We start from the raw sequence: 24,170 nt of genomic DNA on the forward strand, positions 1-24,170 counted from the left end.
TAGTTGTGGCTATGCTTAAACCGCTAAATAAAATAGAAGTATAATATTCTATTGGATAAGCGGGTTGCTTAGCCGCAGTTAAACTGCACTAACAAAAGAATGCTTTGATAGCGATGCGAGATAGTAAGACTATAAATAACAGTAATGTAAGTGCTTGGTAATGCTATGCTAATACCATGGCTTAACTGTCGTTTGGCCTACCACCTGCGCAGGATTAGCGGAGGAAGATAAATGAGTGATCGAAATAGTCACGTTGGCTAGGCATCATGATATGTCGTGTGCGCCTAATATGTGCCATGATTTTAGATTTCCTCTTCATATACAACTCCATTATGACTTAGAGAAAATGACTGGGTTTTTATTACGGAGTGGAGTTTATATGTCGGTTATAAATAAAAGCATGACCTATGTCTTATTTTTTAATAGTCACGACTTAAATTTAACTTGGTTTACCAATATTAAAATGAATTATTCATACTTAAGTATGGTTAGCTAAATTATGAAAATGAATATTGTCAGTATTATTTAAATAATATTATTTGCATAAAATATCTAATGCTATTTTGCTAATCTTAATTAAAAGGCTATTACAATAGACATCTTGATTTATACCGCACGCCACCTTTGCATTTTTATGCAGATAATTCCTTTACAAAATCACTGGCATGCTTAAAAATTGCAAAAATGACAGTTTTTTTCTCACATTTGAGCATTTGGGGCAGAAAGTTGCCGTTTTAGGGCAGATGTTATTTTTTGGATTGACGTAGATTAGTTAGGTCGAAACATCAATGGGAGATAGATATGAATAAATGGTGGCTAGGGGCAGGTTTAGTGCTGGGCTTATGTGGTCAGGCAAATGCGATGACATTAACCAGCAAAGATATGAGCGAGGGCAATAAACTCTCCTCGCAATTAGTATTTAATGGCTTTGGTTGCCAAGGTGAAAATATTTCGCCGCAACTGATTTGGACCCAAGTGCCAGCGGGAACGCAAACCTTTGCGGTAACGGCCTATGATCCCGATGCGCCAACGGGCAGCGGTTGGTGGCATTGGGCCCTGTATAACCTACCCGCAGCGCAAACGTCGCTGGCGCAGGGTGCCGGTTCCCATGCCGATGGTCTGCCCAAAGGCGCTATCGCCTTGAAAAACGACTTCGGCACTACAAATTTTGGTGGTGCCTGTCCGCCCGCAGGCCATGGTGTGCATAGGTATGAATTTATTGTATGGGCATTGCCCAGTGCGCTAGAGCTGCCAAAGGATGCTAGCCCTGCATTATTAGGCTTTATGCTCAGGGCACAGGCCTTAGGCAGTGCCAAGTTGACTGCGGTATATAACAGATAATCCATTAATAACTAGGCTGGTGTCATGATCAAAATGTTTGAGTATGATTCGAAACAGGCACAATCTTTATCCCAAGTCCCTGTGCATCAGCCGTCGATTATTCGGGTTATTCATGGTGAAAAGTCTTTGCTGTGGCAGGATGAATCCGTTTTAGTGGGCCAAGGTCAGTTGCTATTAATTCCTGCGGGTTCGCATATCAGCTTTGTTAATCGGCCTTTCCTTGGGCGCTATCGGGCGGTGCAGTTACTGCTTCCCCACGATTTACCCCAAGGTGTTTTATCGGGTCATGCCGATTGGCGCGATCCTATGCCGGTCCAAAATGTATCGCGCGCAGTCGACTTAGCTTGGAATGCGTTATTACAGAGTTTGACTTTGTCGCTCTCTGAGTCTGTTCAATTGCATTATTTGGCCGCATTACTGCTGAGTTTGTCCGATAAAGGCTGTGTGAATTGGTTGTACGGGCATAGGCAATATAGCGTGACTCAAGCGGTTTTGGCCTTGATGGGCGTCAGCCCCTCGGCGCCATGGCAGCAGGAGGAGATTGCCGACAAATTACATATGAGTACGGCCAGCCTGAGGCGTAAATTGACTCAAGAAGACACGAGTTTCAGGCGGTTATTAGTCGAAGTTCGACTTAGCCATGGTTTGGCTATGTTGCAAAATTCGGCTGAGCCATTATTGCAGGTGGCTTTAGCCTGTGGTTATCAGTCTGCGGAAAAGTTTTCCTTACGTTTTAAGCAACAATTTGGCCTGACCCCTGCGGCTTATCGTCGTACACTGTGAATGGAAGCGGGTTATACCCAAACAATCTCAAGCGACAGGAGAGATATGATGGCGGATGAGCAATTTACCGATAGCGGATTTTGGAACAAGATCAAACTCTTTGGCCGTCAGGCGGGCAGGGAGGTGATCGAGCGGGCCCTGTGGCTCTATTATGCGGCGCAACAACCTAATACCCCTAAGTGGGCTAAATCTGTCATCCTCGGCGCCTTGGCCTATTTTATTTCCCCTCTAGATGCCATTCCCGATCTTACGCCCTTAGTGGGCTTTACCGACGATCTTGGCGCCTTGGCTGCGGCGCTGACTATGGTGACACTCTATATTGATGATGGGGTGAAGGCGCTCGCCGCCGATAAGCTGGCCAGTTGGTTTGGAGAAGAGCCTACGGCTCCCAAGGATTGATGATTTTAGTTGGGGATTCACTGCGGGGATAAATCAACATTTTGATGCTAAAAATATGATTTTATTAGTAGTCACTGATTTGGTTTTTCCTTAGCTTTTTTAAGGGAAAAATATTTTTTTGCAAACGTTTCACTATTGCTTGATTGCGCTATATGCTAGCGCTGTTTTGTGAACCCATTGTGTGTGTTTAGGCAAATAAATGAAAAATATTATGGTGGTGATCCTATGGTTTCTAGGTGTCTCCGCCGCTACCCCAGCGCTCGCCGATAAGGCATCTCCGGAACAACTCGCCCGTTTGTACCTCGATTACATGACTCAAAATAGTCGCCGTAGTGAAGCCCTGTGGCCAGGGTTTCGCCTCGACGATAAAGTGCATCTCTTTAGTTATGGCGGTAACGTCTGGCTGCGCCAGCCTGGTGGCGAAATCATTCAAGATAATAGTGTTTTAGAGTCGGTCAATTTGCACTCAGGCTTGTCCGTTAATTTTGGTTTTCCCCAGTATCAGGGACAACCTGGGATGTTAATCCAACTCGAAGCCCCAAATATTCAATTTGCCAGTGACACTAAACCCACAGATTTACCCTTTTTGGTGTGGGCGGGTAATAGTCTGCATGAGGCGTTTCATTTTTATGCTCAGTCCGAATGGCGAGTGTTAGAGGAAGGCCGTCGCTACGAAGGCGAAGTCTTTCCGCTTAATCTGGATGCGCGCTTTTATCGTTTACAGCTATTCAATGCCTTGATGGCGGCATTAGAGCCTGAGCAGCAAACGGTGCAGTTGGGCTATGCGGCCTACTGGTTGCAAGTGTGGCGCCAGGCCGCGCCGAATGAGGATAGCGTCGGCTATTTAAACGACTTAGTCGAAGGCAGCGCCAAATATGTGGAGTTAGTCGCTGGGGCGCGCTTTTTGAGTCAAAACCAAAGCTATTTGGAATATCAGCAGATACTGTTGCAGTATGTTCACAACTACTATCAACAGCAGCAGATGTTAGGCGGTTGGGCCGCCGAAGCCGAAAATATCGGGGCGTTGGCGGGAATATTGCTGGATTTAACCCAAGACCCCTATGTTTGGAAAGAGTCGGTGATATCGGGCATGCTCCCCGTGGATATATTACTCAATCGGGTTAAACCTATTACGCCACCCGTTGGGCCACATAATGCGCAAAAGAAACGCTTGCAGGAGATGTTGGCTTATTACCCCGCGACTGAGCAAAAGTTATCGCAATTACTCCAAGAGGTGCAGGACTCTAAGGTGCCGCTATTAGTCATGCCGAGTGTGAGTGATAGCAGCAGTTTTATCGATGTGGGCGAAGTCCGCTCTGGCTTTTATGTGGTGCCTTATCAGGGTGACATAACCCAGGCCTATCTAGGGATGAGTTCACAATTCAGTAACTTAAATGTGAGTGGCAGTGCGTTACTCGATGTGCCGATACAAAATTTTTGTGAGGGCATTGAGGCGGCAACTCTGTTACCTTTGGCATTCCCCTTCCAACGTGAGGGGCAGTATCTAGTATTTAATGAGCCGGAAGTCCATGGCACGATAAGGGTTTCTGCGAGTGTTGTTGAGGGACGAACCCTCTACTGTGCGATGAATTAATATGAGAAAAAATCAGCTCGAATTTACCTACATGCGTGGCATTGCGATTATTTTTATCGTACTTGGCCACAGTATTTATAACTCTGGAGAAGGGTTCCCACTGCTGCTGGAGAACTTACTCAGGGGAGGCACGGCTTTGTTCGTGTTTATCTCGGGGTACTTTTTCCACCGGATTTTTTACAAGGATTTCGACTTCGGTAAATTTATGAAGAATAAAGTACAAAATGTGCTTTATCCCTTCTTGGTCGTCTCCGTAGTGGGGCTATTTTTCCTGTGCCTGCGCTGGATTTTTATGGAGCAGCTACCACCTAGTCAGGTGCTACTCAGCATTTTTTATACGGTGCGCAACGGTTATATCCTGTATCCGCATTGGTATATTCCCTTCATCATGGCGGTATTTTTATTTTCGCCCGTGTTTTTGTGGTTTATCCGCTGTTCGCAGCAGATGCGTTGGACCTTATTTATCGTCAGTTGCCTAGTCGCTATTCTGCTCCACAGACCCATAGGCAACGTTAATTTTATCCACTCTGTGGTGTATTTTATGCCTTTCTATTTGATTGGTATTTTATATTCCCAAGATGAACGCCTTGTGACACGTTTCGGGGGGATGATTACGGGATTGGCCATCGTTTTTTTAATAGTGAGTTTGGTCGAGCAGAGTTACGTAGTACAACATATTGGTAATTACCATAAAGCGCCGTTTGAGTATAACGGTATCGATTGGCAATTTATTCAGAAACTTTGCCTGTGTGTACTGACATTGAATTTTTGTGAATGGCTGTCGGAACGCAGCCGCTTGCCTTGGTTAGTTGAAATTGCCGAGATGAGTTTTGCGATTTTCTTTATCCATCCACTGTTTGATATGTTATTTAACACAACGGCAACCGTATTCCGTTTCCGTTTTCCCCCTGGTTCTGTGATAACGAGTGTGCTCTTCTCAGCAGCTATTTTCATGTTCATGATGGTCGGCAGTATTATCACGGCTCGCTTTATCAAGAAGTGTTTAGGTAACCGTTCCCGAACCTATATTGGTTGGTAATAGTCTGCATTAATGCCAAGACAAGCATAGGGGGATAATTCAGTTTGAATTTATCCCCCTATGCTAAGTTGTTTTCTAATAAATAAAATGGAGAACACAATGAAGTCCATGCCTACCCTACAAGCTTCAGGGCTTGCCGCTCTGTGCTTGTTCGCCATGCCTGTTAGCGCCACTCAAGCCGAATCTCAACCTAAGTTAACGCAACCGCAGCAAAGCTTTTTTGCGCAAATTGCTAGTCACTGCGGCCAAGCTTTTGCTGGCAAAGTGGTTTCTGATGATAGTGCGGATTCAGCGTTTAGTGGTAAAGCCTTGATTATGCATGTGCGTGAATGCAGTGATACCGAGCTTAAGATCCCATTCCATGTGGGGGATGACCATTCCCGCACTTGGGTGATAACTAAGACCTCGCAGGGGCTTAGGTTGAAGCATGACCATCGCCATCAGGATGGCAGCGAAGATGCCGTGACTATGTATGGCGGCGATACGGCAAGTGCCGGGACGGATCAGCGGCAGTCTTTTCCTATTGATAAAGCGTCCATCGATAATTTCATTAAAAATGGCCTAACTCAGTCGGTCACGAATGTGTGGCATGTGGCTATTACGCCAACGACTTTTAGTTACCAACTCACCCGCGAAAATCGTAATTTTAAAGTCGATTTTGATCTAACCCAGCCAGTTGCCTTACCGCCAACCCCTTGGGGCCACGACTAATGTTTGTTGAGCTTTCGAACATCAATTTGGCCAAACGCACCCTTAGGGCTGCGTTTGGCTGATTTTCTTCTGCGTTAGTGTCCATTTAAGGTGAATAACCAGCTTTGATTGTCTTGGTTTTACCTTGTTCTTACACCTCATTCCCACTTTTCTGCATTGGCTTCCTGAAAAAAACATCTGTTTTGATATCTGTGCGCTGCTTTAGTGACCGACGCATCGCCCCTTACCAGATATATAACAATTCCAATACAAACAACATCCCCAGTACCACCTCTGTATCCCAGTCTGGGCGGCGGTACACTTTTGCACAGTTAATTTCTTGTTGCATTGTTGTTTGTTTGTTAAAAGTTAGGCGCGTTTTTTTAAAGCTCAATTTTGCATCAAAAAATCGCACGGCAGGCAATGGGATTGATTTCTTGTTGTTTGGAACTTAGAACCGCTGTGTCGGTAATTGCGCTGAAGACTCAGTGCCGCTAACTCCAACAGGCTGTCAGCTAAATAAGACCAGAATACAAGACGATGCATAATAATATGTTTACCCGAAGGAGGTAACAATGAATCTTAAAACAGTCAGTATAGCCATACTGTCTGCACTCTATGGTGCAACTGTGGCTGCAGCAGCTCAATCCGGTAGTCCGGTGCTATTGAAGCAGCTCAATCCCATGCCTGCAAGTCCACAGCAGCAACTACAACAACAGCAAAAAGCTGCAACGCAAGGTATCAATGCAGGTGCGCGTCAGGGGGTATATCCTGGTGGCCGCAACATGCAAATAGCCCCTGCTTCTGTCAAAGATAAATTTAAACCAGAAGCTGGCCATACTGGCGAAGACGTTTACATTGTGCGGTTACGTGACTTACCAGTCGCAACTTACGATGGTCGCGTATCGGGTTTTGAAGCAACCGCCCAGGCGGTGATCCGTAATGAACTGACGACACAAAGTGTACAGCGTGGTATGAAACGTGGCGCTGATCAAATTTCTGCCGCTGAAGTTCGCGGAGTACAAGAAAGCCGCATCAGTGTTTATGAAAACTTCCTAAACAACAAACAAGAATCCGTGATCGCACAGGCACAACGTCTGGGCGTTGCAACTGATAGTAGTAGCAGATTTACCCATGCCATCAACGGCTTTGCGATGCGTATGACGCAGCAACAGGCTGCTCTGCTGGCTGAATCGTCTGAAGTTGCCTTTATCCAACGCTCTGAAATGTTACAGATCCAGACCGACCGTGGACCTGAATTTATTGGGGCGAAAAAGGTTTGGGTTGGCCAGACGCCTGATGCAAGCAGCTTTAAAGGTGAAGGTGTGGTGGTCGGTATTATTGATACCGGTATTAACTCAGATCACATCGCATTCCAGGATTTAGGTGAAAACGGTGGCGATGGCTATGACCATACTAACCCGCTGGGGAAAGGCAATTATCTGGGTGAATGTGCCACTGGCGTCAAAGAATGTAACGACAAATTAATTGGTATCTACAGCTGGCCTGTGATTACTGACAGCTACGAAGGTAAAGCACCGGCAACGGGTGAAGACTATAACGGCCACGGTAGTCATACTGCTGGTACCGCTGCGGGTAACTTAATTGAAAACGTGCCTATGCAGTCTGGTGGCAATGTCGATGGTACTAATACCAGCGATGGTCGTGATTATGGTGTCACTTTCGCCTCAGCCTCTGGTGTAGCACCAAACGCTAACATAGTCTCCTACCAAGTGTGTTTGGCTAATGGTGGTTGTCCGCAGGAAGCGCTGTTACTGGCCTATGAACAGGCCATTAAAGATGGTGTCGATGTTATTAACTTCTCCATCGGTGGTGGCGAACAATTTCCGTGGGATGACCCGGTAGAACAGGCGATTTTATCTGCCCGTGAAGCGGGTATTTCGGTGGCTGTCGCTGCCGGTAACAACGGCGGTAACGGTCAGACGGTGAATTTCTCCAGTATCGGCCACAGCTCACCATGGTCAATGGTAGTGGCCGCCAGCACCCATGATCGTACTATTGATAAAGTGAATAATGGCGTCAGTTTTATCGGCGGTAAAAGAGCGCCTTACGTCAGCTACAACCCTAGTAAACCTGCAGATGATGCCATTGCCGGTTACTCCACTGGCTCTGTTACTGGTCGTCCGGTACTTGCTGCCGACTTTGGTGATGAACTCTGTAAAACTAAGTTTGCCCCAGGCACATTCCAGCCAGATGAAATTGTTATTTGTAAACGCGGCGAGAATGGTCGGATAGAAAAGTCTGAAAACGTTAAAGCCGGTGGTGCTGGTGGTTTTATTTTGTATAACGACAAATTCAACCCTGCCGTACCGACAGATAATCATATTAATGATGATTTCTTTGAACTGCCAGGTCTGCATGTGACCAACAGCGCGGGAACTCAGATCCTGAACTGGTTGAAGGATGGTAATACTGATCATCAAATCACCATTCAGGGGGGATCCATCACCATTGGTGTGGATAAAGTTAAAGCCGATATGCTGGCTGAGTTCTCTTCCTTAGGCCCATCTCGTTTTGCCCTTGAGAATGGCTACTCGATGCCAATGGTGCCACAGGTTTCTGCACCTGGTGTCGATATTCTGGCTCCCTATGCCGATGAACATCCGCTGGACCCTGCGGGTGCAACCACTTCACGTGATTGGGCTATTATCAGCGGTACGTCGATGGCATCGCCCCATGTGGCTGGTGCTATGGCTCTGGTACGCCAAGCCCATAAGGATTGGACTCCAGCTGAAGTCCAATCCGCACTGGAGATGACTGCTTCTAACACAGTACGCCGTGGCGCGGCGTTAATCGGCGACGACATAGGCTTCCCGGCTACTCAACATCGCGCCGGTTCTGGGCGGATTGATGTGCATGCTGCGATAAACAGCGGCCTGGTGATGGATGAAACTGTGGCGAATTTTATTGCCGCTAACCCGACTAAAGGCGGCGATTTACGTCAACTTAACTTACCACAACTGGTAGACAGTTCCTGTAACCGTGGTGTGTGTAGCTGGACCCGGACGGTTAAAGCTACCCGCGATGGCAGCTGGACAATGTCTGGCGGCGAATGGGCTTACGATCGTTGGAATATTCCATCTTATGGCGAAATTGATATGAATAACGCCAAGCTGGAGTTTTTCCCGGCGCAGTTCAGCCTCAAAGCCGGTGAGTCGCAGACTATTGTCATCAAAGCCAATATCCAGGACATCCAGTGGAAAGATGCCCTGTTACTACGTAGTGCACAAGGTCTGGAAACGCTAGAACTATGGAGCCAGGTGCACCTGACGCCGGATAATAGCGATATTCCTGCAGCACACTGGCCTGTGTCGGTCAACTTTGATCGTAATAATCTGCCTGACTGGTTAAGTGCAAAAATGCACAGAAATACAGGTGCTTACCATATTGCCGGCCTGCCTTTGCCAGCGAGTGACAGTTTGGAGTTCAGCGCAGTGGGACATGCTATTGCTGATACCTTTGAACTGACTTTACCGCAAGACAATAACCATTTCCCTGTTTACATGGACAATGATTATACCCCGGGTCATATCGACACTCGGATTATCAATGTACCAGCGGACAGTGCCCGTTTAGTGGTTGAAGTACTCAAACACGTGGAGGGTTTAGGGGCGTCGAAATATGGCAATATTAATGGTGCTTTACAGATTTTTATCGGTAAAGACAGCAATAACGATGGTAAAGCCGACTTTAACGACGAGTGGCTCTGTGGGTCGATGACCGAGATTGAGTTGAACTACTGCAGCCTGACTAATCCAGAACCGGGTAATTATTGGGTGATGTTGTCCAACACCAGAACTCAGGCACCTGACAATGTCACTATTCCAGACCTGAAAGACACCTATAAAGTGGCTACTGCAGTTGTGCCTATGGCTGCTGGCAACATTACCGTGTCAGGCCCTGCAACGTCGGATGGTGTTAATCCTTCGAGTCTTGATGTTCAATGGGATATCGATGAGTTGGAACAAGGTGATGTGGTGTATTCAGCTATAAAGCTGGGTACCACTGGCACACCTGACGGTATTGGTACTATTCCGCTAAAACTGACCCGCGAAATGGACGATATCAGTATCAGTGCACCGACCAAAGTGAAAGGCGGTGAAGTCATTGATGTTGCGTTGCATGTGGTAGAAAACAACAGCGGTATGGACCGTGACTTTGACTTAAGTGCCAAACTGCCAAAAGGTCTGACCTTAATTCCAGGTTCTGTCACTATCAATAATGCTCAGCAGAAAGCCAACTTAACGGTTGAAGGCGATACCATTCGTATTGCCGGTGTGCAACAGGATTCATCCAACTGGATGCATACCTACAATGTTACCGACAGTGATACAGATCCATTGTGCCGCGTACCAAACTATGGCCGTAATGGTGAAGGTTTTGTTGGTCTGGCGAAAAACTACGGCTATGTGCCAGGTTTGGGCGGTAAGGCTGATGACTGGGCCGGTATGATTGTTAATAACAAGTGGGTCGATCCGTTCCAGATCAACCTTGCCGACTATTGGGGAGCTGATGCTAGCCTGTCGTTCTTCAACAACGGTGCCTACAATACCTACGACAAATTCCGCGTATCACCTCAGGGTTTTGTGTTTTTTGGTGATGCCTGGTTTGATTACCAGCATTTAATGCAATCGAAGTTCCCCTACTATATGAACCCATACGGGCCATTTATCGCGCCGTTCTGGCGTGGTCAGGTCGACGAAAACTTCGTAGGTTTTAATATTCCGGTGGAAGCGCTGAGTACGCCGCTGCAACAAAACAGTAGCAAACCATGGGAAGGTTCAGGTATTACCCTAGGATTCAGCGACGATGAAATCATTGTCGAGTGGGTTAACTCTCGAACCGAGCGTTTTACCTTTAACCAGTTTGGCGCTAAGCCGACTAACCCGGAAACTATCCGTGATGACCGTTATACCTTTGATCTGATTATGAACCGTAACTACCGTTATGGTGAAGGTCAGTTTGAAATTATGATGGCCTATGACACCATGGACTTTGGTACACAGGCTGACTTTGGTTCTATCGGTATGCACGGCCACTACGGCCCGCTGGATGTCTTCAATATTCCTTATACTCAGGAAACGGGTATTCAGTACGCCTTTGGTGGCCTGAAAGACAAAGTGAAGCAAAACAAAGTAGTTTGTTACGACTACACAGGTCCTGAAGCGACTCAGTTTGATATTAGCTTTAAGGTTCGCGTAGCAGAAACCGCTGCGGGTCAGACGTTGAATATGGATTGGATCAGCGAAGTAACGGGTCTGGAGCAGGTAACGGTGGCGCATCCTATTGAAGTGGTTGGTACTATTTCAATGGTTGGACTCTCAGACCTGACAATGGATGAAAACGGTACTGCGACCTTTGATGTGATGTTCTCTGATACTGAAAATGATGCCAAAGTCATTACAGTAACAGGTGAAAACTTCACCAGCACTATCAGCTCACATGAGAACGACGCCACAGTAACACTGACGCCAAACAAAGATTGGCACGGTAGCACTATGGTTACTGTGACTGTTGCTGATAAAACAGTACCTTCAGATCTCGCTTCTCAAAGCTTTGAACTGACAGTGACTTCAGATGGTGTTGACCCTGTCGTAACACCTCCACCGGCACCTAAGCCTAAGCCAGAAGCGGAGTCATCTGGTGGTGCCATGGGCGGTCTGCTAGCGTTACTGCTGCCGCTAATGTGGGTCCGTCGTCGTAAAATGTAAGTGATGTTATATAAGTGATGTTCTCTTGGAGCGGCGACGGTTAACCCCTTAGCCAAACCACAATCTTTAAACTTAGTGTAAAAGCCCGGTTGCTTAAGTGGCCGGGCTTTTTATATATGATGAGCACATAGGCTCTGCTACTATTTCTCCCTAAATCTAGGCATCAAGCATTAGTCCAAAATATGATAGCACTCGATTCACCAACGCTTATTATCACGCAGGCGATTATCCAATGGCTGCTTGCTATATTACTTATGGCAGAGAGGGGAACAGATCAAGGGACTAAATTTTGGGTTATAGCGCTGTTCATCCATGGTTTCGCTAACCTACTGCTTTTTGCTCGTCCCCATTTACCCCCTGTAGTTGCCATTGTTTTTTATAATTTTTGTGTCAGTTTGGCGTTTTCATTCAGCTATTTAGCGTTTGCTCGCCTAGTCGATAAAACAGTCTCAAGCTGGCTATTTGTATTACCCATATTGCTGATGCTCATAAGTATGTCGATTTATATCGATGACATTGTTATGCGGGTCATTTTTGCCAGTGTTATCGTTGGCATACAGCTGATGTTAATGTCATTAATTTTGACTAGAGGCTGCTGGTCTGGCAGCGAAAAATTAAAGAAATGGCTGATTTATGCAACGGGATTATTAGGGCTAGGATTTTTCGTAAGAGCTTTATTTTGTTATATAAAACCAGAACTATTTATCCAAATTATCGCCAAAAGCACTATTCAAGGTAGCTTAGTGATTGCTGGCATCATTTATATGATTTTCAGCACTGTGATCATACTTTTAGTTAGATTGTATAAATTAAACAAAGAGTTATCCACATTAGCGTCCCTAGATGGTTTGACTGGCCTATTTAATAGAAGGGCGTTTATTGATAATGCCAAAGACATCATGGTCAGTGAAAACTTGCCCCTGAGTGTTTTGATGTTGGACCTTGATAATTTTAAGAAAATTAATGACGCCTATGGGCATAATGTCGGCGATACTGCGCTCAAGTTCTGCGCCCATGCATTGCAGGATGGTGTAAAACAACAGGGTATTATTGGCCGCTTAGGTGGTGAAGAATTTGCCATTATTTTGCCTGGAACCGATAGCAAGCAGGCGCTAGCGGTAGCCGAAAAATTGCGGTTTGCGATTGAAACCCTTGATGTCCATCCCGATATCACCTTATCAATGAGTATTGGTGTGGCGACATCTAGCACAATCTCTAGCATTGAACCGTTACTCGTTAGTGCGGATAAAGCTTTATATGACGCTAAAGCTAAAGGCCGAAATCGGGTGACCCATGCCGATTTGTTGGCAACCGAGTTACTCTTGCAGCGACAGATTGTAGATTGACAATATAAAAAACGGCGAGCACTGGGGCTCGCCGTTAGTTTTAAGCATGCCACTTTTTGCGTTAGTTTGCTTTCGGCTCGAAGCTAAAGCTTTGACCTGCGAGCGCCGCCTCAAACATTAGGCCGCCCTTAGCCGCAGTAAATACCGCCATACCATTGATGTATGCGCCTTTGGCCGATTGATTACCACCGGATTGTCCAGCACCCGCAGAATTCCCCGTCGTGCCCACCTGCGCATTCGCGCCTACATTAATGGCAACAGCCGAGGCTTGGGCGTCAAACTCAAATGTACCGCTGGTGAAGTCATCATAGGATTTAGCATCTTTAAAGAAGATGATCTCGCTGTAGGCTTGCCCACCGAGTTGGAATCCAATAGAGAGTTGGGTCAGGCTAGAGTCCCCCATATAAACACCGCCTTTAAAGACGCGACCTTTACCATAGGCTGCGCCTATTCCAATGCCGCCTTTACCCACAGTGGGGAACAGGGCATAACCATAGGCAGTGTCGAAAAATTTACGTGTTTCTTTTGCTTGCTGAAAATTGGCTATGGCTTGATCGTAGCTTTCATCCGCTTGTACCGCGGGAGCGCTAAACAGGCTGGCTAATAGGCATGTGGATGCGGCAATGGCAGTTAAAAATGATTTCATGGGTTTCCTCCTCGAGTTTTTGTGCTATCAGACTACTCTTTGTGGTTACAAATGACAGCCTAAGCTGCAGAAATATCAGCTTAGGTTCAGCTTGTGTGGATGAGTTAGTGGGCGCGATATACCTTTTGAGGTTGCATTGGGCTTTTAGTTCTTAGTATCGGGGGTTATCTCGGCAGATTTTGGGTTAACTTCGTTTGATTCTTTTTGAAGCTGTTGAATAAATTCAAATTCCTCTGACGTTAACAGTTCCGTTGTCTGGGGCTCAACTTTAGGTGCCGGCGCCGCGATATGGCCTTTTAAGTAGGCCGTACGGGTAATTTGTTTAAGGCCATATGCGGCTAGGAAATAAAAACTCAGCAGTAAGCTTAAACGCGGCAATGCATGGGATAAGGGGGAGTGAATATCCCCAAGATAGAAGGGAAGTATCACCACAAATACACGAATTAACCAGTTAAGCAGCATGGCTACAGTCAGGCCAAATAACCAACGAAAATGAATTAACCTTAGGGTTTCCTGCGGGGCATTAACGGACTGGCGTTGGTGCTGTTGGTGTCGGCGAAACAAAAACCAGAGCGCAACAAAGTAACAGCTAGTTTGAATAAACAGAAATAGCGGGAGCGCTAACCCCCAATGGCTCAGATCTATACGTTGGCGATACAGGAAGAACTCAGCTTGGAACCAGATAGCATCATTATGCAGATTAAACCTAAGCGAAATATCCAGTATGGCAAGGCATAGGGTAAGGAGAGAAGGCCAATAATGCTTAGAAAATCCAATGGGTTCAGTGCTCTGCTCTAGGCTGCGTTTGCAGTAAAGGTAGAGCTGGGGCATGAGTAAAAAATAAATAGGGTTAATTAGGTTAAATAGGATATGTATAGGTATGGGGGAATTATCCCGGTTCAGCATACCCGTGAGGAAGTAAAGGGCGATAAGGCTTAAGAATCCAGCGAGCAGTTTTTGATTACTATTGGCTGAGTAAAAATAACGAATATAAATAGCTAACGCGAGGCAATGTAAGCCCCCAAATAACGACAACCACCAGTAGGCTTGAGCGAAAAAAGTATTAAATTCGTCCATTCAATCTGTTCATGTGCGATACCTCGAGCCCTGTTATAACAGGGAAATTCGAGGCGCAAAAGTGTTACTCAGTATTTTTCTGCGAAATCGCAATGCGTTGATGTCTATTGGATGCGGCTTCGGGGACGACTTCAGGCACGGGCGTCCGCTCTGCCAGTAAGTGCTTGATTGCGCGTATGGGATGCGGTAACAACATGCGGGGGCCAGAGAAAATCATGATCTCTTTGACCATTTTCTTCTGCTCAGGTTTGTAGCAATGCACTGGACATTTGTTGCAGGTCGGCTTGTTTTGACCATAGGGGCAGCGATCGAGGCGTACCGCGGCATAATCTAATAGCGCTAGGCACTCGTCACACAGACCGCTTTCACTTTGGCCTTGGTGTTTCGCCCGGCAGTAGATTTTCATCATGGCGGCAATCGTTTGGTGTTCGTAAAGCAGTTTACCCGTCAGTAGTTCAGCTGAGCCCATGGGAATACCTTAGTGTGTTACTCGGATATCCCATGATAGGCAGTGAAGTTGGCGCTGACAAAACAGAAGCGCCAAATTATGAAGATGCGCACAAAATAATGCTTTAAACCCATCCTATTAAATATGTATGACCTTATCGGCTTCTAAGGTCCAGCGGGTAAGATCCTGTAATGTTCCTATTTGTGCGCCATCGATAATCTGCTCCTCCGTCACGCCCCGCGCTTGGGCGCAGGTCTTACAGAGTAGGATAGGCACCTGCTGCGCTCGGAGTATTTCGAACATCTGCTGTAGGTTGTAGCTTAAGTCGGGGGTGGTTTGATGCTTGAGTACACCGAATACGGCATCTGACATTAAAAATAGTTTTAGATCAACAGCTTGTTCATCACAATCCTTTAGTGCTAAGGCAATGCGTAAGCTATTAAACAGTTTTTCAGTGCCATAGGGGCTCGCGTGGGCGACGATCAGTATTTTTTGCATAAGCTTTTCCTACTTTAAATGGGCATTCGCTAAGTCGTAGATTAAAGGGAGAGGTAAAGCGTCAGTCTACTGCAGTTTACTATAACGATTTGAGCGTAAGATCGTATAAAAAGGCATAAATACTTGATTTACACTGACACTATGGACTTTAATAGCGGTTAATCTCTGCTCAATTTTTGGATAGACCCCATTGCCAGCCACCTTATTGGTTTCGGTTTGGCAAGCCAATTGACAAGGCTTTGGACGAGAAGCGGCCATCAAAGGTGAACAAGAATGAAGATTTTAGTCGTATTTATACTGATCGTAGTCGGTGTGTTTTTATTTCGTCGCGCCCAGCGTTTGGCGAAGGAAGAACAAGCGGCAAGGATGTCTAAAGAGGCGGCTGACAAATCCGTTGCCGAGGTGACTTCTATCGATTCAACGGTAGAAGTCGTTGCTAATGATGAGGTGAAACAGTCAGTTATTAAGCAAACCGAGCCTCTGAACGTCACCACAGTGGAAGCAGAGCTGCTGCCCCGAGAATCCCAAGAGCAGATAAATCATACTGAGATCACCGAGGATATTATCGATGTCGATATGCCTGCGGCGCACAATAAAGACGCAGTGATCATCCTAGGTGAAGCCCCCGCAGAGCCAGAGGTTCTGACATCCGCCGCGGCAACCGAGCCTGTAATACCAGAGTCTGTCATTCCTGCCTCGACTCAGCCAATGGATATAGCTACCCCAGGCTCTTGGGGAAATATTACGCTGCAGCGGGCATTCGAAGAATACCAACAGGCTACATCTGTACTTGAGCGTTACACTGCGCTGCAAAATATCATTGCTGAATGTTATAAACAGCGAAAATCCGCCGACTATCTTAACTATGGGGCGCAACTTGCACAGCCTTATCTCCTTCTTTTCCGCAATGCTTGCGCCGAACAAGGTAAAGATGTTGAGCTGAAAACCTCAGGTTTTTTACACTTGGCCACATTACTTAACGATACCCAAGCGTTCGATGCTGCCATCGCACTATGCCGAGAGGCATTAACTCTGGGTCTTAGCGATGGCACTGTCACTGGGTTTGAGGGGCGCATAAGCCGTATCGAGAAAGCGCAGGCAAAGGCTACTACGGCATGATCTATTAGCGGGATAAACCCTTAGGCGAAAAGCGGTTATTTCCCTCGCCTAGGCAGTGTAGAATCCCTGTTAACTGAATGCGCAAAAGGCGAACTAAGGTTCGCTTTTTTTATGGGTTAACACGATGAAACTAAGTTTTGCCACGCCGAGGCTGTTCCTTACGCTAGGGTTAGTATTTTTGGGTGCTTGCACTAAAACGCCCGAATGGACCTTGTTCTACTATAACGATGTGAGCGCCTTACCTGTGGCACCGCTGCAAACTGAGGATATTCATGGCTATTACGACACCTTGGAACAATGCCAGCGCAAAGCCCAGGGTATGCAGCGTTTAAGGCAGGGGGATGATATGGGCGCGGGTGTTTATCAATGTGGGCACCTCTGTGGGCTCGATGATAAGTCGGTGCTTGTGTGTAAGAGCTTGAGCCAATAGGCGGGTAGAGATGAAGTTCAAACAGGATTTTTTTAACCAACTGCCAGAGTTCTATTCCCAAGTTTATCCCCAGGGGATAAGCCATCCCCATTGGCTTGCCTGGAGTGACAATGCCGCGCAATTAATTGGCTTAACGCAGCCCAACGATGAGTTATTGCTGGGGCTCTCTGGTAATGCCGCCGTCGATGGCGCAACTTACTATGCCCAAGTGTATAGCGGCCACCAATTTGGGGGTTATACACCGCGTTTAGGGGATGGCCGGTCGATCATTCTCGGCGAGGCGATAGGGCCTAATGGCGCATGGGATGTGGCGCTAAAGGGCGGAGGTCCAACGCCATACTCGCGCCATGGCGATGGCCGTGCCGTGATGCGCTCAGCGGTGCGGGAGTTTTTAGTCTCTGAAGCTCTGCATCATTTACATGTGCCAACGACCCGAGCCTTGGCGGTAATTGGCTCTGACTTACCCGTGTGGCGCGAGAGTCAAGAAACCGCAGCTATCACAGTGCGCTTAGCCCGTAGCCATATTCGCTTTGGTCACTTTGAATTTTTTTGCCATAGCGAACGTGGCCGCGCCGATAAGCTGATCCAATTACTCAATTTCACTATCGCCCAGCATTATCCGCACTTGAGTTGCGATCCATCGGGTTACAAAGCGTGGTTTTTACAGGTGGTACAAGATACCGCCAGAATGATAGCCCATTGGCAGGCAATAGGTTTTGCCCATGGGGTGATGAACACGGACAATATGTCGATTTTAGGGGAGAGTTTCGATTTTGGCCCCTTCGCGTTTCTCGATACCTTTCAAGAAGATTTTATCTGTAATCATTCTGATCCCGAAGGTCGCTACGCCTTTGGCCAGCAGCCCGGAATTGGCCTGTGGAACCTGCAACGCTTAGCGCAGGCGCTCACGCCCCTGATCCCATCCGATGATTTGATCGCCGCGCTCAATCAATACCAAGATGCCTTAGTACAACCTTATCTGCGTTTGATGCGGGCAAAGTTAGGTCTGCCAACCTTGGCAATACAGGCGGAGCAAGATAAACAAGATCTAGAGCTTATTGGCCGATTCACTGTGTTAATGGAGAAAAATCAGCTCGACTACACTCAAACATGGCGTCGATTCGGCAAAATAGATCCAACCAGTCAATGGAGTTCACTGCGGGATGATTTTATCGATACCAGTGAATTTGATGCTTGGTATCAGGCTTATCAACGGCGATTGGGATCTGTCGCAGATATTAACGCTTGGCAAGCCGAGCGTAATAGCGTAAACCCCAAGTATATTTTGCGTAATTACTTGGCCCAAGAGGCCATTATCGCGGTAGAAGAGGGGAATTTGGCACCGCTGCATAGGTTGCAAAAGGTGCTGAGTCAGCCCTTTGCCGAACAAAACGAACATGAAGACTTGGCCAAGCGTCCACCGGACTGGGGCCAAGGTTTGATCATGTCATGCAGCAGTTGAGCGAAAAGTCAGGATGAAATTACAAGCTATTCATTTAGATAGAGCGGCATTAAGCCTAGCGATTAGTGCCGAGATTGATTTTGATCGTTTCACCGATTTTGCCGAACCACTGGTGGCGGCATTAGATTGCCATGTGCGCGAGCGTCAATGGGGCGCCGATAGGCATCAATGGTTATTGGAGTTTGAAGGGAGTCAGTTATGGCTCAATTATGAGTTTTACGGCAACATTTGCTGGCTCTCGACCGAACGGGAAGCCGATTTCGAGGTGTTGGAATACCTGGCCACTTTGCTAAAACCTTACCTATAAGTGAATCAATATGAGTCAAAATGTGGTTAACCAAAACAATTCGCTACCCGAGAGTCAAGACGACAGGGGGGCCGAGTTTCATTTTCAGGCCCTTACTCCGGATTTGATCTTAGATGCCATCGAGAGCCTTGGTATTTATCCCGAGACAGGGCTACTGGCACTCAACAGCTACGAGAACCGCGTCTATCAATTTCGCAGCGATGAAGGGCTGCGCTTTGTGGTGAAGTTTTATCGCCCTAATCGCTGGAGCGATGCCCAAATTCAAGAAGAGCACGACTATGCGCTTGCCTTAGCCGCTGAAGATATTCCCATGGCGGTGCCCGTTGTTTTAGACGGTAAAACCCTGCACTACTATCAAGGTTTTCGGTTTACTTTATTTCCTTCCCTCGGGGGGCGAGCCTTTGAAGTCGATAACTTAGAGCAGTTGGAATTAGTGGGTCGTTTTATCGGCCGTATGCATCAGTACGCTGGGCAGGAAGCGTTCAGTGAACGTGAACCGCTTAATCCGCAAATATTGGGTGCTGAGCCGCTTGCGTGGTTAAAGCAATCTGAGCTTGTACCGACAAATCTGCGGGTGGCATTTTTTACTGTGGTAGAACAAGTGTTAGCTAAGGCGAATGCCATTTGGGCCCGTCAAGGCTTTGCGGCTATTCGACTCCACGGGGATTTACACCCTGGCAATATCCTATGGACGCCCGATGGCCCAGGTTTTGTGGATTTGGATGATGCTCGCATGGGGCCAGCTATTCAAGATCTGTGGATGATGCTAACGGGCGACCGAGCGCAACAACTTATGCAGCTTGAGATTTTACTCGAAGCTTACGAAGAGTTTTGTGAGTTTGATACCAGGCAATTGGCCTTGATTGAACCGCTGCGCGCGTTGCGTATGGTGCACTATAACGCTTGGATTGGCCGTCGCTGGGACGATCCCGCTTTCCCGATGAACTTCCCTTGGTTTGGGGATGACAAGTACTGGGAGCAACAGATCTTGGCTTTTAAGGAGCAATTATTTGCCCTCGATGAGCCGCCATTGAGCCTAATACCCTATTAAAGAGATATCCTGTGACATTAGATTGAACTCTTAGGCTTGAGTTACACTCGAAAAATAGAATATGTTAGGCTCCAGCTCATTTATACAATTGATTTAAGGAATTTTTATGAAAAAAGTATTACTCATGGCCGCTGCGTTGTTATTGGCACCACTGGCGGCGTCGGCTGTGGAATACCAAGAAGGTGTACATTACACAGTGATCAACGATGGCCCCGCCACTGCTAAGCCAGAGATCACCGAGTTTTTCTCTTTCTATTGCCCACATTGCTACAGTTTTTCTAAAACAGTCGTACCAAAAATCTTAGCCGAGAAGCCTGCAGGTGTGGAATTTAGTCAGACACACGTCGATTTTATCGGTAAAGAAATGGGCGTAGAAATGTCACGTGCTTTTGCAGTGGCTCACCAACTTAACGTGGGTGAAAAAATCGACGCCGCATTATTTGCTGCCATCCATGATAAGAAACAACACTTTACTAACCGTGATGATGTGCGTGCCTTGTTTGTGGCAAATGGGGTCGATGGTAAAACTTTCGATGCTGCGGCCGATTCATTTATGGTAAAAGCCCAAATGGCAAAAATGAAGCGCGATACTGAAAACGCTAAACTGACTGGTGTACCCGCACTGGTTGTTAATGGCAAATACCGTGTTGAAAACGGTGCAGTTAAGTCCTTTGACGAGCTATTAGATATTGCTTACTACTTAGCGAGAAAGTAATTATCACAGCATTGCAGTGACTTTGTCATTTGCCTGCAATCTAACTCATTGATAATATAAGAGTAATAAAAAGGAGCCTAGTGCTCCTTTTTTTATTGGCGAGGATCACATAGTCCAAAATACGTTGAACCAGTATTTCGGTGTATTCGTAGGTATTAGCTAGAATTTGGCAAAAAAAACCGTACTTCCGATAACGGAAAGTACGGACTTGAGCCATAGGGCTCATTTTTACCCTGAGTAACGCAGTTAATATAGTACTGCGTCAAAAAAATGGCAAGCGTCAATATTTTGACTGTTTGCTATGGGTTGAAGATCTTATAATATAAACCAATTAAATCATATGATTAATGTGTTTTTGTATGAGAGATCGAAAAAAAGAGTGGGGGAGATGAAACTCAATGGATAAACTTTTTGTCAAACAACTGTAATTTAAAATAACAAGAATGCATGTAGGGGGTTATATGAGAGTTTTCCCTGTCTACGCACCTAAGCTTATTGTTAAGCATGCGCGTATTTTCCTGACTGGCGTGATATGGGTTAAAGATTTAGGACGATTAGAATTTGAGAAAGGGCGTTTTTTATTACCAAGAAAAAGCCTGCCAAAAGTGAAGCAGGCTATTTTAGAACTGAACGAATTGATTGAAGCGCAGAACCATCAAACCAAAACAGCTTAGATTTCGCTGTTGAGCAGGCCAACAAGTCCAGTGACTTTTTCGTTCCAAGACGCGAGTTCTTGTTGCAGTTGTTGGTTTTGCTCGTTCAGTTGTTGATTATGCTCACTCAAGGTTGAAGCTTTTTGCTTCTCTTCTTCAAGCTCCATTTTTAGAAGCTCGATGGTTTCGAGTGCAGCCTGGATTTTGGTTTCCAGTTTGGACAGTAATTCAAGGCTCATCTGGAGAGTCCTATGGTTTCTGGATGGGACTGTGATTCTAGCAGTGCCAAGAGCATAAGGAATAGTGATTATTACCGTTTGGTGAAAAAACGTCCGATAACTGAGTTCTAATTCAAGTTTTTTTGCATTTGTTATTAACTCGTTAGTATTCTTGGTTTTATTTATTATCGGAATGGCTTATGTCACCCAGCCTGCTCGCCATGCTTCCCCTGTTGCTCACCCTCATTTTGGCCCTGTGGCTACGTCGAACCTTGATTGCACTCGGGGTTGGTATTATCTCCGGCGCTTTGATCATTAGTCATTTTGACGTTATGCAAACCGGCGGCTACTTAGCCGAAATTGGGCTAAAACAGTTTTACAGCCAAGGCGCTTGGCAGTGGTGGCATCTTAATGTTTTGCTCGCCATGTTATTGCTCGGTAGCATGACACAGTTATTGGCTCGGGGTGGTGCAGTCGGGCAGTTTGGCGATTGGCTATATCACAGGGTACGCACCGAGCGGCAGGCGCGCCTTGGGATCGTTTTTCTCGGTTGGTTGGTGTTTATCGATGGCATTTTTAGCTGCTTGGCTGTGGGTCATGTTTGTCAGCCCTTGAGTCAGCGTTATGGCATTCGTAATGAGCAGCTCGCCTATCTGGTCGATTCGAATGCTTCACCCCTCTGTGCTTTATTACCCTTTTCGAGTTGGGGCCCCTATGTGATGGCTTTACTCGCGGGGATAAGTTTTCTACCCATCTCACCGCTGCAGGCCTTTATTGAGGTCGCCTTACTCAACTTTTACGCTATCTCCACCTTAGGATTATCCGTGCTGGTCGCTTGGTTTGGGCTGGGATTTCGCCCCTTGAATACGGGCAAGAATCCTCCTCAGATGCAGGAGCTTTCGGCGGCGACTGTCACCGAGGCAGATACAAGGGGCAATCCTTGGTTATTGGCTGTGCCAATGTTAACTCTGCTTGGGGCTTCGGTGGGGTTAACCCTGTGGTCAGGGGCGCAGCAGGTGGCTTCGTGGGATCTGGCAGAGTGGTTAGCTAAGGCCGATATTGGCGCGTCTATGCGCAATGCTTGTCTGCTGGCGACACTGGTCACCCTTGCGATGTTAAGTTTATCGGGGCGACGAATGTCTGCGCTATTTGGAGATCTTAGTCATGGCGTGCGTATGATCACCTTCGCCATCGCTATTTTGCTTTGCACTTGGATGATAGGTGCAGTGATCCAAGACTTAGGAGTGGCAACTTTACTGGCCTCGTGGGCCAAATTGTATCTGTCGGCGCAATTGCTGGTGGCGGGAATGTTTTTGCTCTGTGCCCTTATGGCATTTGCCACTGGCTCGAGTTGGGGCACTTTTGCGATTATGATCCCGATTGGCGGCGAGATTGCCCATACTATGGATGTGAGTTTGTTGCTGCCCGTATTGGGTGCTGTGATGGCGGGCTCGGTATTTGGCGACCATTGCTCACCCATTTCGGATACCAGTGTACTGAGTGCAACCAGTTCTAGCTGTTTACCCCATGATCATGTGGTGACTCAATTGCCTTTTGCCCTGATGGCGGCGTGTTCGGCCCTGATTGGATTTCAATTGGTGAATTTAGATGTGGCGCTACCTTTAGTCTGGCTGGCCGTAGTGGGTTGCGGTCTCGGTTTATTTGCCTTGATGGCGCGCTTCTATTCGCCTTGGCCTAAGTTATCGTCGCAGACATAAGGTTCGTTTATCGCTAAAATGGCCGATTCGATTTGAGCCGAAGCCTTTTTCAAGTGTACTGATTTAAGAGAGCATCAATATGAGCATTACCCGTTTAGACGTTGGCACTCGCATGAGTAGCATAGTCATTCATCAAGGCACTGTGTATTTGTGTGGCCAAGTGGCAAAGGACAAATATCAAAATATCACCGAGCAAACCACGACAATGCTTGAGGAGGTCGATAGCTTGCTCATGCAGGCGGGGAGTTCCCGTGAGCATTTATTGTCAGCGACGCTCTATCTAAAAGATATGAATGACTACGATGCGATGAATGCGGTATGGGATGCTTGGGTGCCTAAGGGCCATGCGCCAGCCCGCGCTTGCGTGCAGGCAGCGATTGTTGAGCCGGAATATTTGGTTGAAGTGTCGATTGTTGCGGCTGTTGCGGTGTAAGCGTGAAGCTACTTTTTCACTCACCCTGTTTCGATCCCTTTTTAAAATCCTGTCGCCGAGTGTCATGACTCGGTGGATTTTTATCCTCCTAACACACTCTATCTAAGCCTGCATATTTTTAGCGCAATAAGTATTCCATTAAATGTGCAGGGACAAGGGGTGGATGATCCACGTATTGCATGGAGAGTGCCGCGGCTATCGCATCAATATTCTGTTGCGCTAAATTCTGTTCGATAATGGCAAACGCCCAAGGAGCCTCGGTTTTGAGTTTGAGGTAATAAGGCGTTTCGACAAATTGTGCGAGTGAGTAAGCCGCGCCGCCTAAACCATGTCCCCAACCTTCGCTGACATGAAAGGGCCTATTTAGGTGCGCCATAGTAAACTCAATAAGATGGGGATATTGACCGTTATGCCCACCAGTCCAGTGACCAATATCAACCGCTAAAATCATTTTTGCCATGTTATCTCCTT

At 46.7% G+C, this 24,170-nt stretch carries 24 protein-coding genes; 17 read left to right on the plus strand and 7 right to left on the minus strand.

All coding sequences use genetic code 11. The features are described 5' to 3' along the window. Positions 1 to 214: 214 nt before the first annotated feature. On the minus strand, positions 215 to 331 hold the full coding sequence (speFL, locus tag MJO46_RS20010; RefSeq protein ID WP_367303096.1) for a leader peptide SpeFL: 117 nt from the start codon (positions 329 to 331) through the stop codon (positions 215 to 217). A gap of 470 nt (positions 332 to 801) precedes the next feature. Between speFL and MJO46_RS14345 the strand changes: the two genes are divergently transcribed. The 8 genes from MJO46_RS14345 to MJO46_RS14385 all read left to right on the plus strand — a co-directional run bounded on the left by MJO46_RS14345 (position 802) and on the right by MJO46_RS14385 (position 12,924). Continuing rightward, positions 802 to 1,341, plus strand: a complete 540-nt coding sequence (locus MJO46_RS14345; RefSeq protein ID WP_253989889.1) for a YbhB/YbcL family Raf kinase inhibitor-like protein — start codon at positions 802 to 804, stop codon at positions 1,339 to 1,341. Between the two features lie 24 nt (positions 1,342 to 1,365). After that, positions 1,366 to 2,124, plus strand: coding sequence for a helix-turn-helix transcriptional regulator (locus MJO46_RS14350; RefSeq protein ID WP_253989890.1), 759 nt, complete (start codon positions 1,366 to 1,368; stop codon positions 2,122 to 2,124). A gap of 48 nt (positions 2,125 to 2,172) precedes the next feature. Continuing rightward, positions 2,173 to 2,523 carry a YkvA family protein gene (locus MJO46_RS14355; RefSeq protein ID WP_253989940.1) on the plus strand — a complete coding sequence of 117 codons (351 nt, stop codon included), beginning with the start codon at positions 2,173 to 2,175 and terminating at the stop codon, positions 2,521 to 2,523. 199 nt (positions 2,524 to 2,722) lie between these two features. Continuing rightward, a complete protein-coding gene (locus MJO46_RS14360; protein ID WP_253989891.1) occupies positions 2,723 to 4,117 on the plus strand; it encodes a hypothetical protein in 1,395 nt (464 codons plus the stop codon). Between the two features lies 1 nt (position 4,118). Further along, positions 4,119 to 5,156, plus strand: coding sequence for an acyltransferase (locus tag MJO46_RS14365; RefSeq protein ID WP_253989892.1), 1,038 nt, complete (start codon positions 4,119 to 4,121; stop codon positions 5,154 to 5,156). Positions 5,157 to 5,255: 99 nt separating this feature from the next. Then, positions 5,256 to 5,867, plus strand: a complete 612-nt coding sequence (locus MJO46_RS14370; RefSeq protein WP_253989893.1) for a hypothetical protein — start codon at positions 5,256 to 5,258, stop codon at positions 5,865 to 5,867. 554 nt (positions 5,868 to 6,421) lie between these two features. After that, on the plus strand, positions 6,422 to 11,578 hold the full coding sequence (locus tag MJO46_RS19920) for a S8 family serine peptidase (protein WP_301541994.1): 5,157 nt from the start codon (positions 6,422 to 6,424) through the stop codon (positions 11,576 to 11,578). Positions 11,579 to 11,760: 182 nt separating this feature from the next. After that, positions 11,761 to 12,924, plus strand: a complete 1,164-nt coding sequence (locus MJO46_RS14385; RefSeq protein WP_253989894.1) for a GGDEF domain-containing protein — start codon at positions 11,761 to 11,763, stop codon at positions 12,922 to 12,924. Positions 12,925 to 12,985: 61 nt separating this feature from the next. Here MJO46_RS14385 and MJO46_RS14390 read toward each other — a convergent pair whose 3' ends face one another. From MJO46_RS14390 to MJO46_RS14405, 4 genes are all read right to left on the minus strand, one after another. Continuing rightward, the gene (locus MJO46_RS14390) at positions 12,986 to 13,570 is read right to left on the minus strand and encodes a YSC84-related protein (protein ID WP_253989895.1); all 585 of its coding nucleotides are present in this window, start codon (positions 13,568 to 13,570) and stop codon (positions 12,986 to 12,988) included. Between the two features lie 144 nt (positions 13,571 to 13,714). Beyond that, a complete protein-coding gene (locus MJO46_RS14395; RefSeq protein WP_253989896.1) occupies positions 13,715 to 14,647 on the minus strand; it encodes a hypothetical protein in 933 nt (310 codons plus the stop codon). A 64-nt stretch (positions 14,648 to 14,711) separates the two neighbouring features. Next, positions 14,712 to 15,116 (minus strand): nitrous oxide-stimulated promoter family protein, encoded by a 405-nt coding sequence (locus tag MJO46_RS14400; protein ID WP_253989897.1) that lies wholly within the window; start codon positions 15,114 to 15,116, stop codon positions 14,712 to 14,714. A gap of 117 nt (positions 15,117 to 15,233) precedes the next feature. Continuing rightward, a complete protein-coding gene (locus MJO46_RS14405) occupies positions 15,234 to 15,593 on the minus strand; it encodes a DsrE/DsrF/TusD sulfur relay family protein (RefSeq protein WP_253989898.1) in 360 nt (119 codons plus the stop codon). A 273-nt stretch (positions 15,594 to 15,866) separates the two neighbouring features. On the opposite strand from MJO46_RS14405, the gene MJO46_RS14410 reads away from it, so the two are divergent. The 7 genes from MJO46_RS14410 to MJO46_RS14440 all read left to right on the plus strand — a co-directional run bounded on the left by MJO46_RS14410 (position 15,867) and on the right by MJO46_RS14440 (position 21,351). Beyond that, complete coding sequence (locus MJO46_RS14410; protein WP_253989899.1) at positions 15,867 to 16,712, plus strand: hypothetical protein; 846 nt, start codon at positions 15,867 to 15,869, stop codon at positions 16,710 to 16,712. A 124-nt stretch (positions 16,713 to 16,836) separates the two neighbouring features. Beyond that, complete coding sequence (locus MJO46_RS14415; RefSeq protein WP_253989900.1) at positions 16,837 to 17,142, plus strand: hypothetical protein; 306 nt, start codon at positions 16,837 to 16,839, stop codon at positions 17,140 to 17,142. A 10-nt stretch (positions 17,143 to 17,152) separates the two neighbouring features. Further along, on the plus strand, positions 17,153 to 18,604 hold the full coding sequence (locus tag MJO46_RS14420) for a YdiU family protein (protein ID WP_253989901.1): 1,452 nt from the start codon (positions 17,153 to 17,155) through the stop codon (positions 18,602 to 18,604). Between the two features lie 13 nt (positions 18,605 to 18,617). Next, positions 18,618 to 18,911: a DUF3630 family protein gene (locus tag MJO46_RS14425; RefSeq protein WP_253989902.1), complete on the plus strand. Its 294-nt coding sequence runs from the start codon at positions 18,618 to 18,620 to the stop codon at positions 18,909 to 18,911. A gap of 10 nt (positions 18,912 to 18,921) precedes the next feature. Next, positions 18,922 to 19,962, plus strand: coding sequence for a serine/threonine protein kinase (locus tag MJO46_RS14430; protein ID WP_253989903.1), 1,041 nt, complete (start codon positions 18,922 to 18,924; stop codon positions 19,960 to 19,962). 106 nt (positions 19,963 to 20,068) lie between these two features. After that, positions 20,069 to 20,677, plus strand: coding sequence for a thiol:disulfide interchange protein DsbA/DsbL (locus MJO46_RS14435; protein WP_253989904.1), 609 nt, complete (start codon positions 20,069 to 20,071; stop codon positions 20,675 to 20,677). A 461-nt stretch (positions 20,678 to 21,138) separates the two neighbouring features. After that, complete coding sequence (locus MJO46_RS14440; RefSeq protein ID WP_011070699.1) at positions 21,139 to 21,351, plus strand: DUF1107 domain-containing protein; 213 nt, start codon at positions 21,139 to 21,141, stop codon at positions 21,349 to 21,351. Here MJO46_RS14440 and MJO46_RS14445 read toward each other — a convergent pair. Next, positions 21,348 to 21,569, minus strand: coding sequence for a cell division protein ZapB (locus tag MJO46_RS14445; RefSeq protein ID WP_198781992.1), 222 nt, complete (start codon positions 21,567 to 21,569; stop codon positions 21,348 to 21,350). The genes MJO46_RS14440 and MJO46_RS14445 overlap by 4 nt on opposite strands. Before the next feature lie 179 nt (positions 21,570 to 21,748). On the opposite strand from MJO46_RS14445, the gene MJO46_RS14450 reads away from it, so the two are divergent. Then, positions 21,749 to 23,266, plus strand: coding sequence for a Na+/H+ antiporter NhaC family protein (locus MJO46_RS14450; RefSeq protein ID WP_253989905.1), 1,518 nt, complete (start codon positions 21,749 to 21,751; stop codon positions 23,264 to 23,266). Positions 23,267 to 23,345: 79 nt separating this feature from the next. After that, positions 23,346 to 23,699 (plus strand): RidA family protein, encoded by a 354-nt coding sequence (locus MJO46_RS14455; protein ID WP_253989906.1) that lies wholly within the window; start codon positions 23,346 to 23,348, stop codon positions 23,697 to 23,699. A gap of 118 nt (positions 23,700 to 23,817) precedes the next feature. Here MJO46_RS14455 and MJO46_RS14460 read toward each other — a convergent pair whose 3' ends face one another. Next, positions 23,818 to 24,159 (minus strand): hypothetical protein, encoded by a 342-nt coding sequence (locus MJO46_RS14460; RefSeq protein WP_253989907.1) that lies wholly within the window; start codon positions 24,157 to 24,159, stop codon positions 23,818 to 23,820. Between the last annotated feature and the right edge of the window lie 11 nt (positions 24,160 to 24,170).

It is taken from the genome of Shewanella sp. KJ2020 (genome assembly GCF_024197625.1).
Classification (GTDB): Bacteria; Pseudomonadota; Gammaproteobacteria; order Enterobacterales; family Shewanellaceae; genus Shewanella.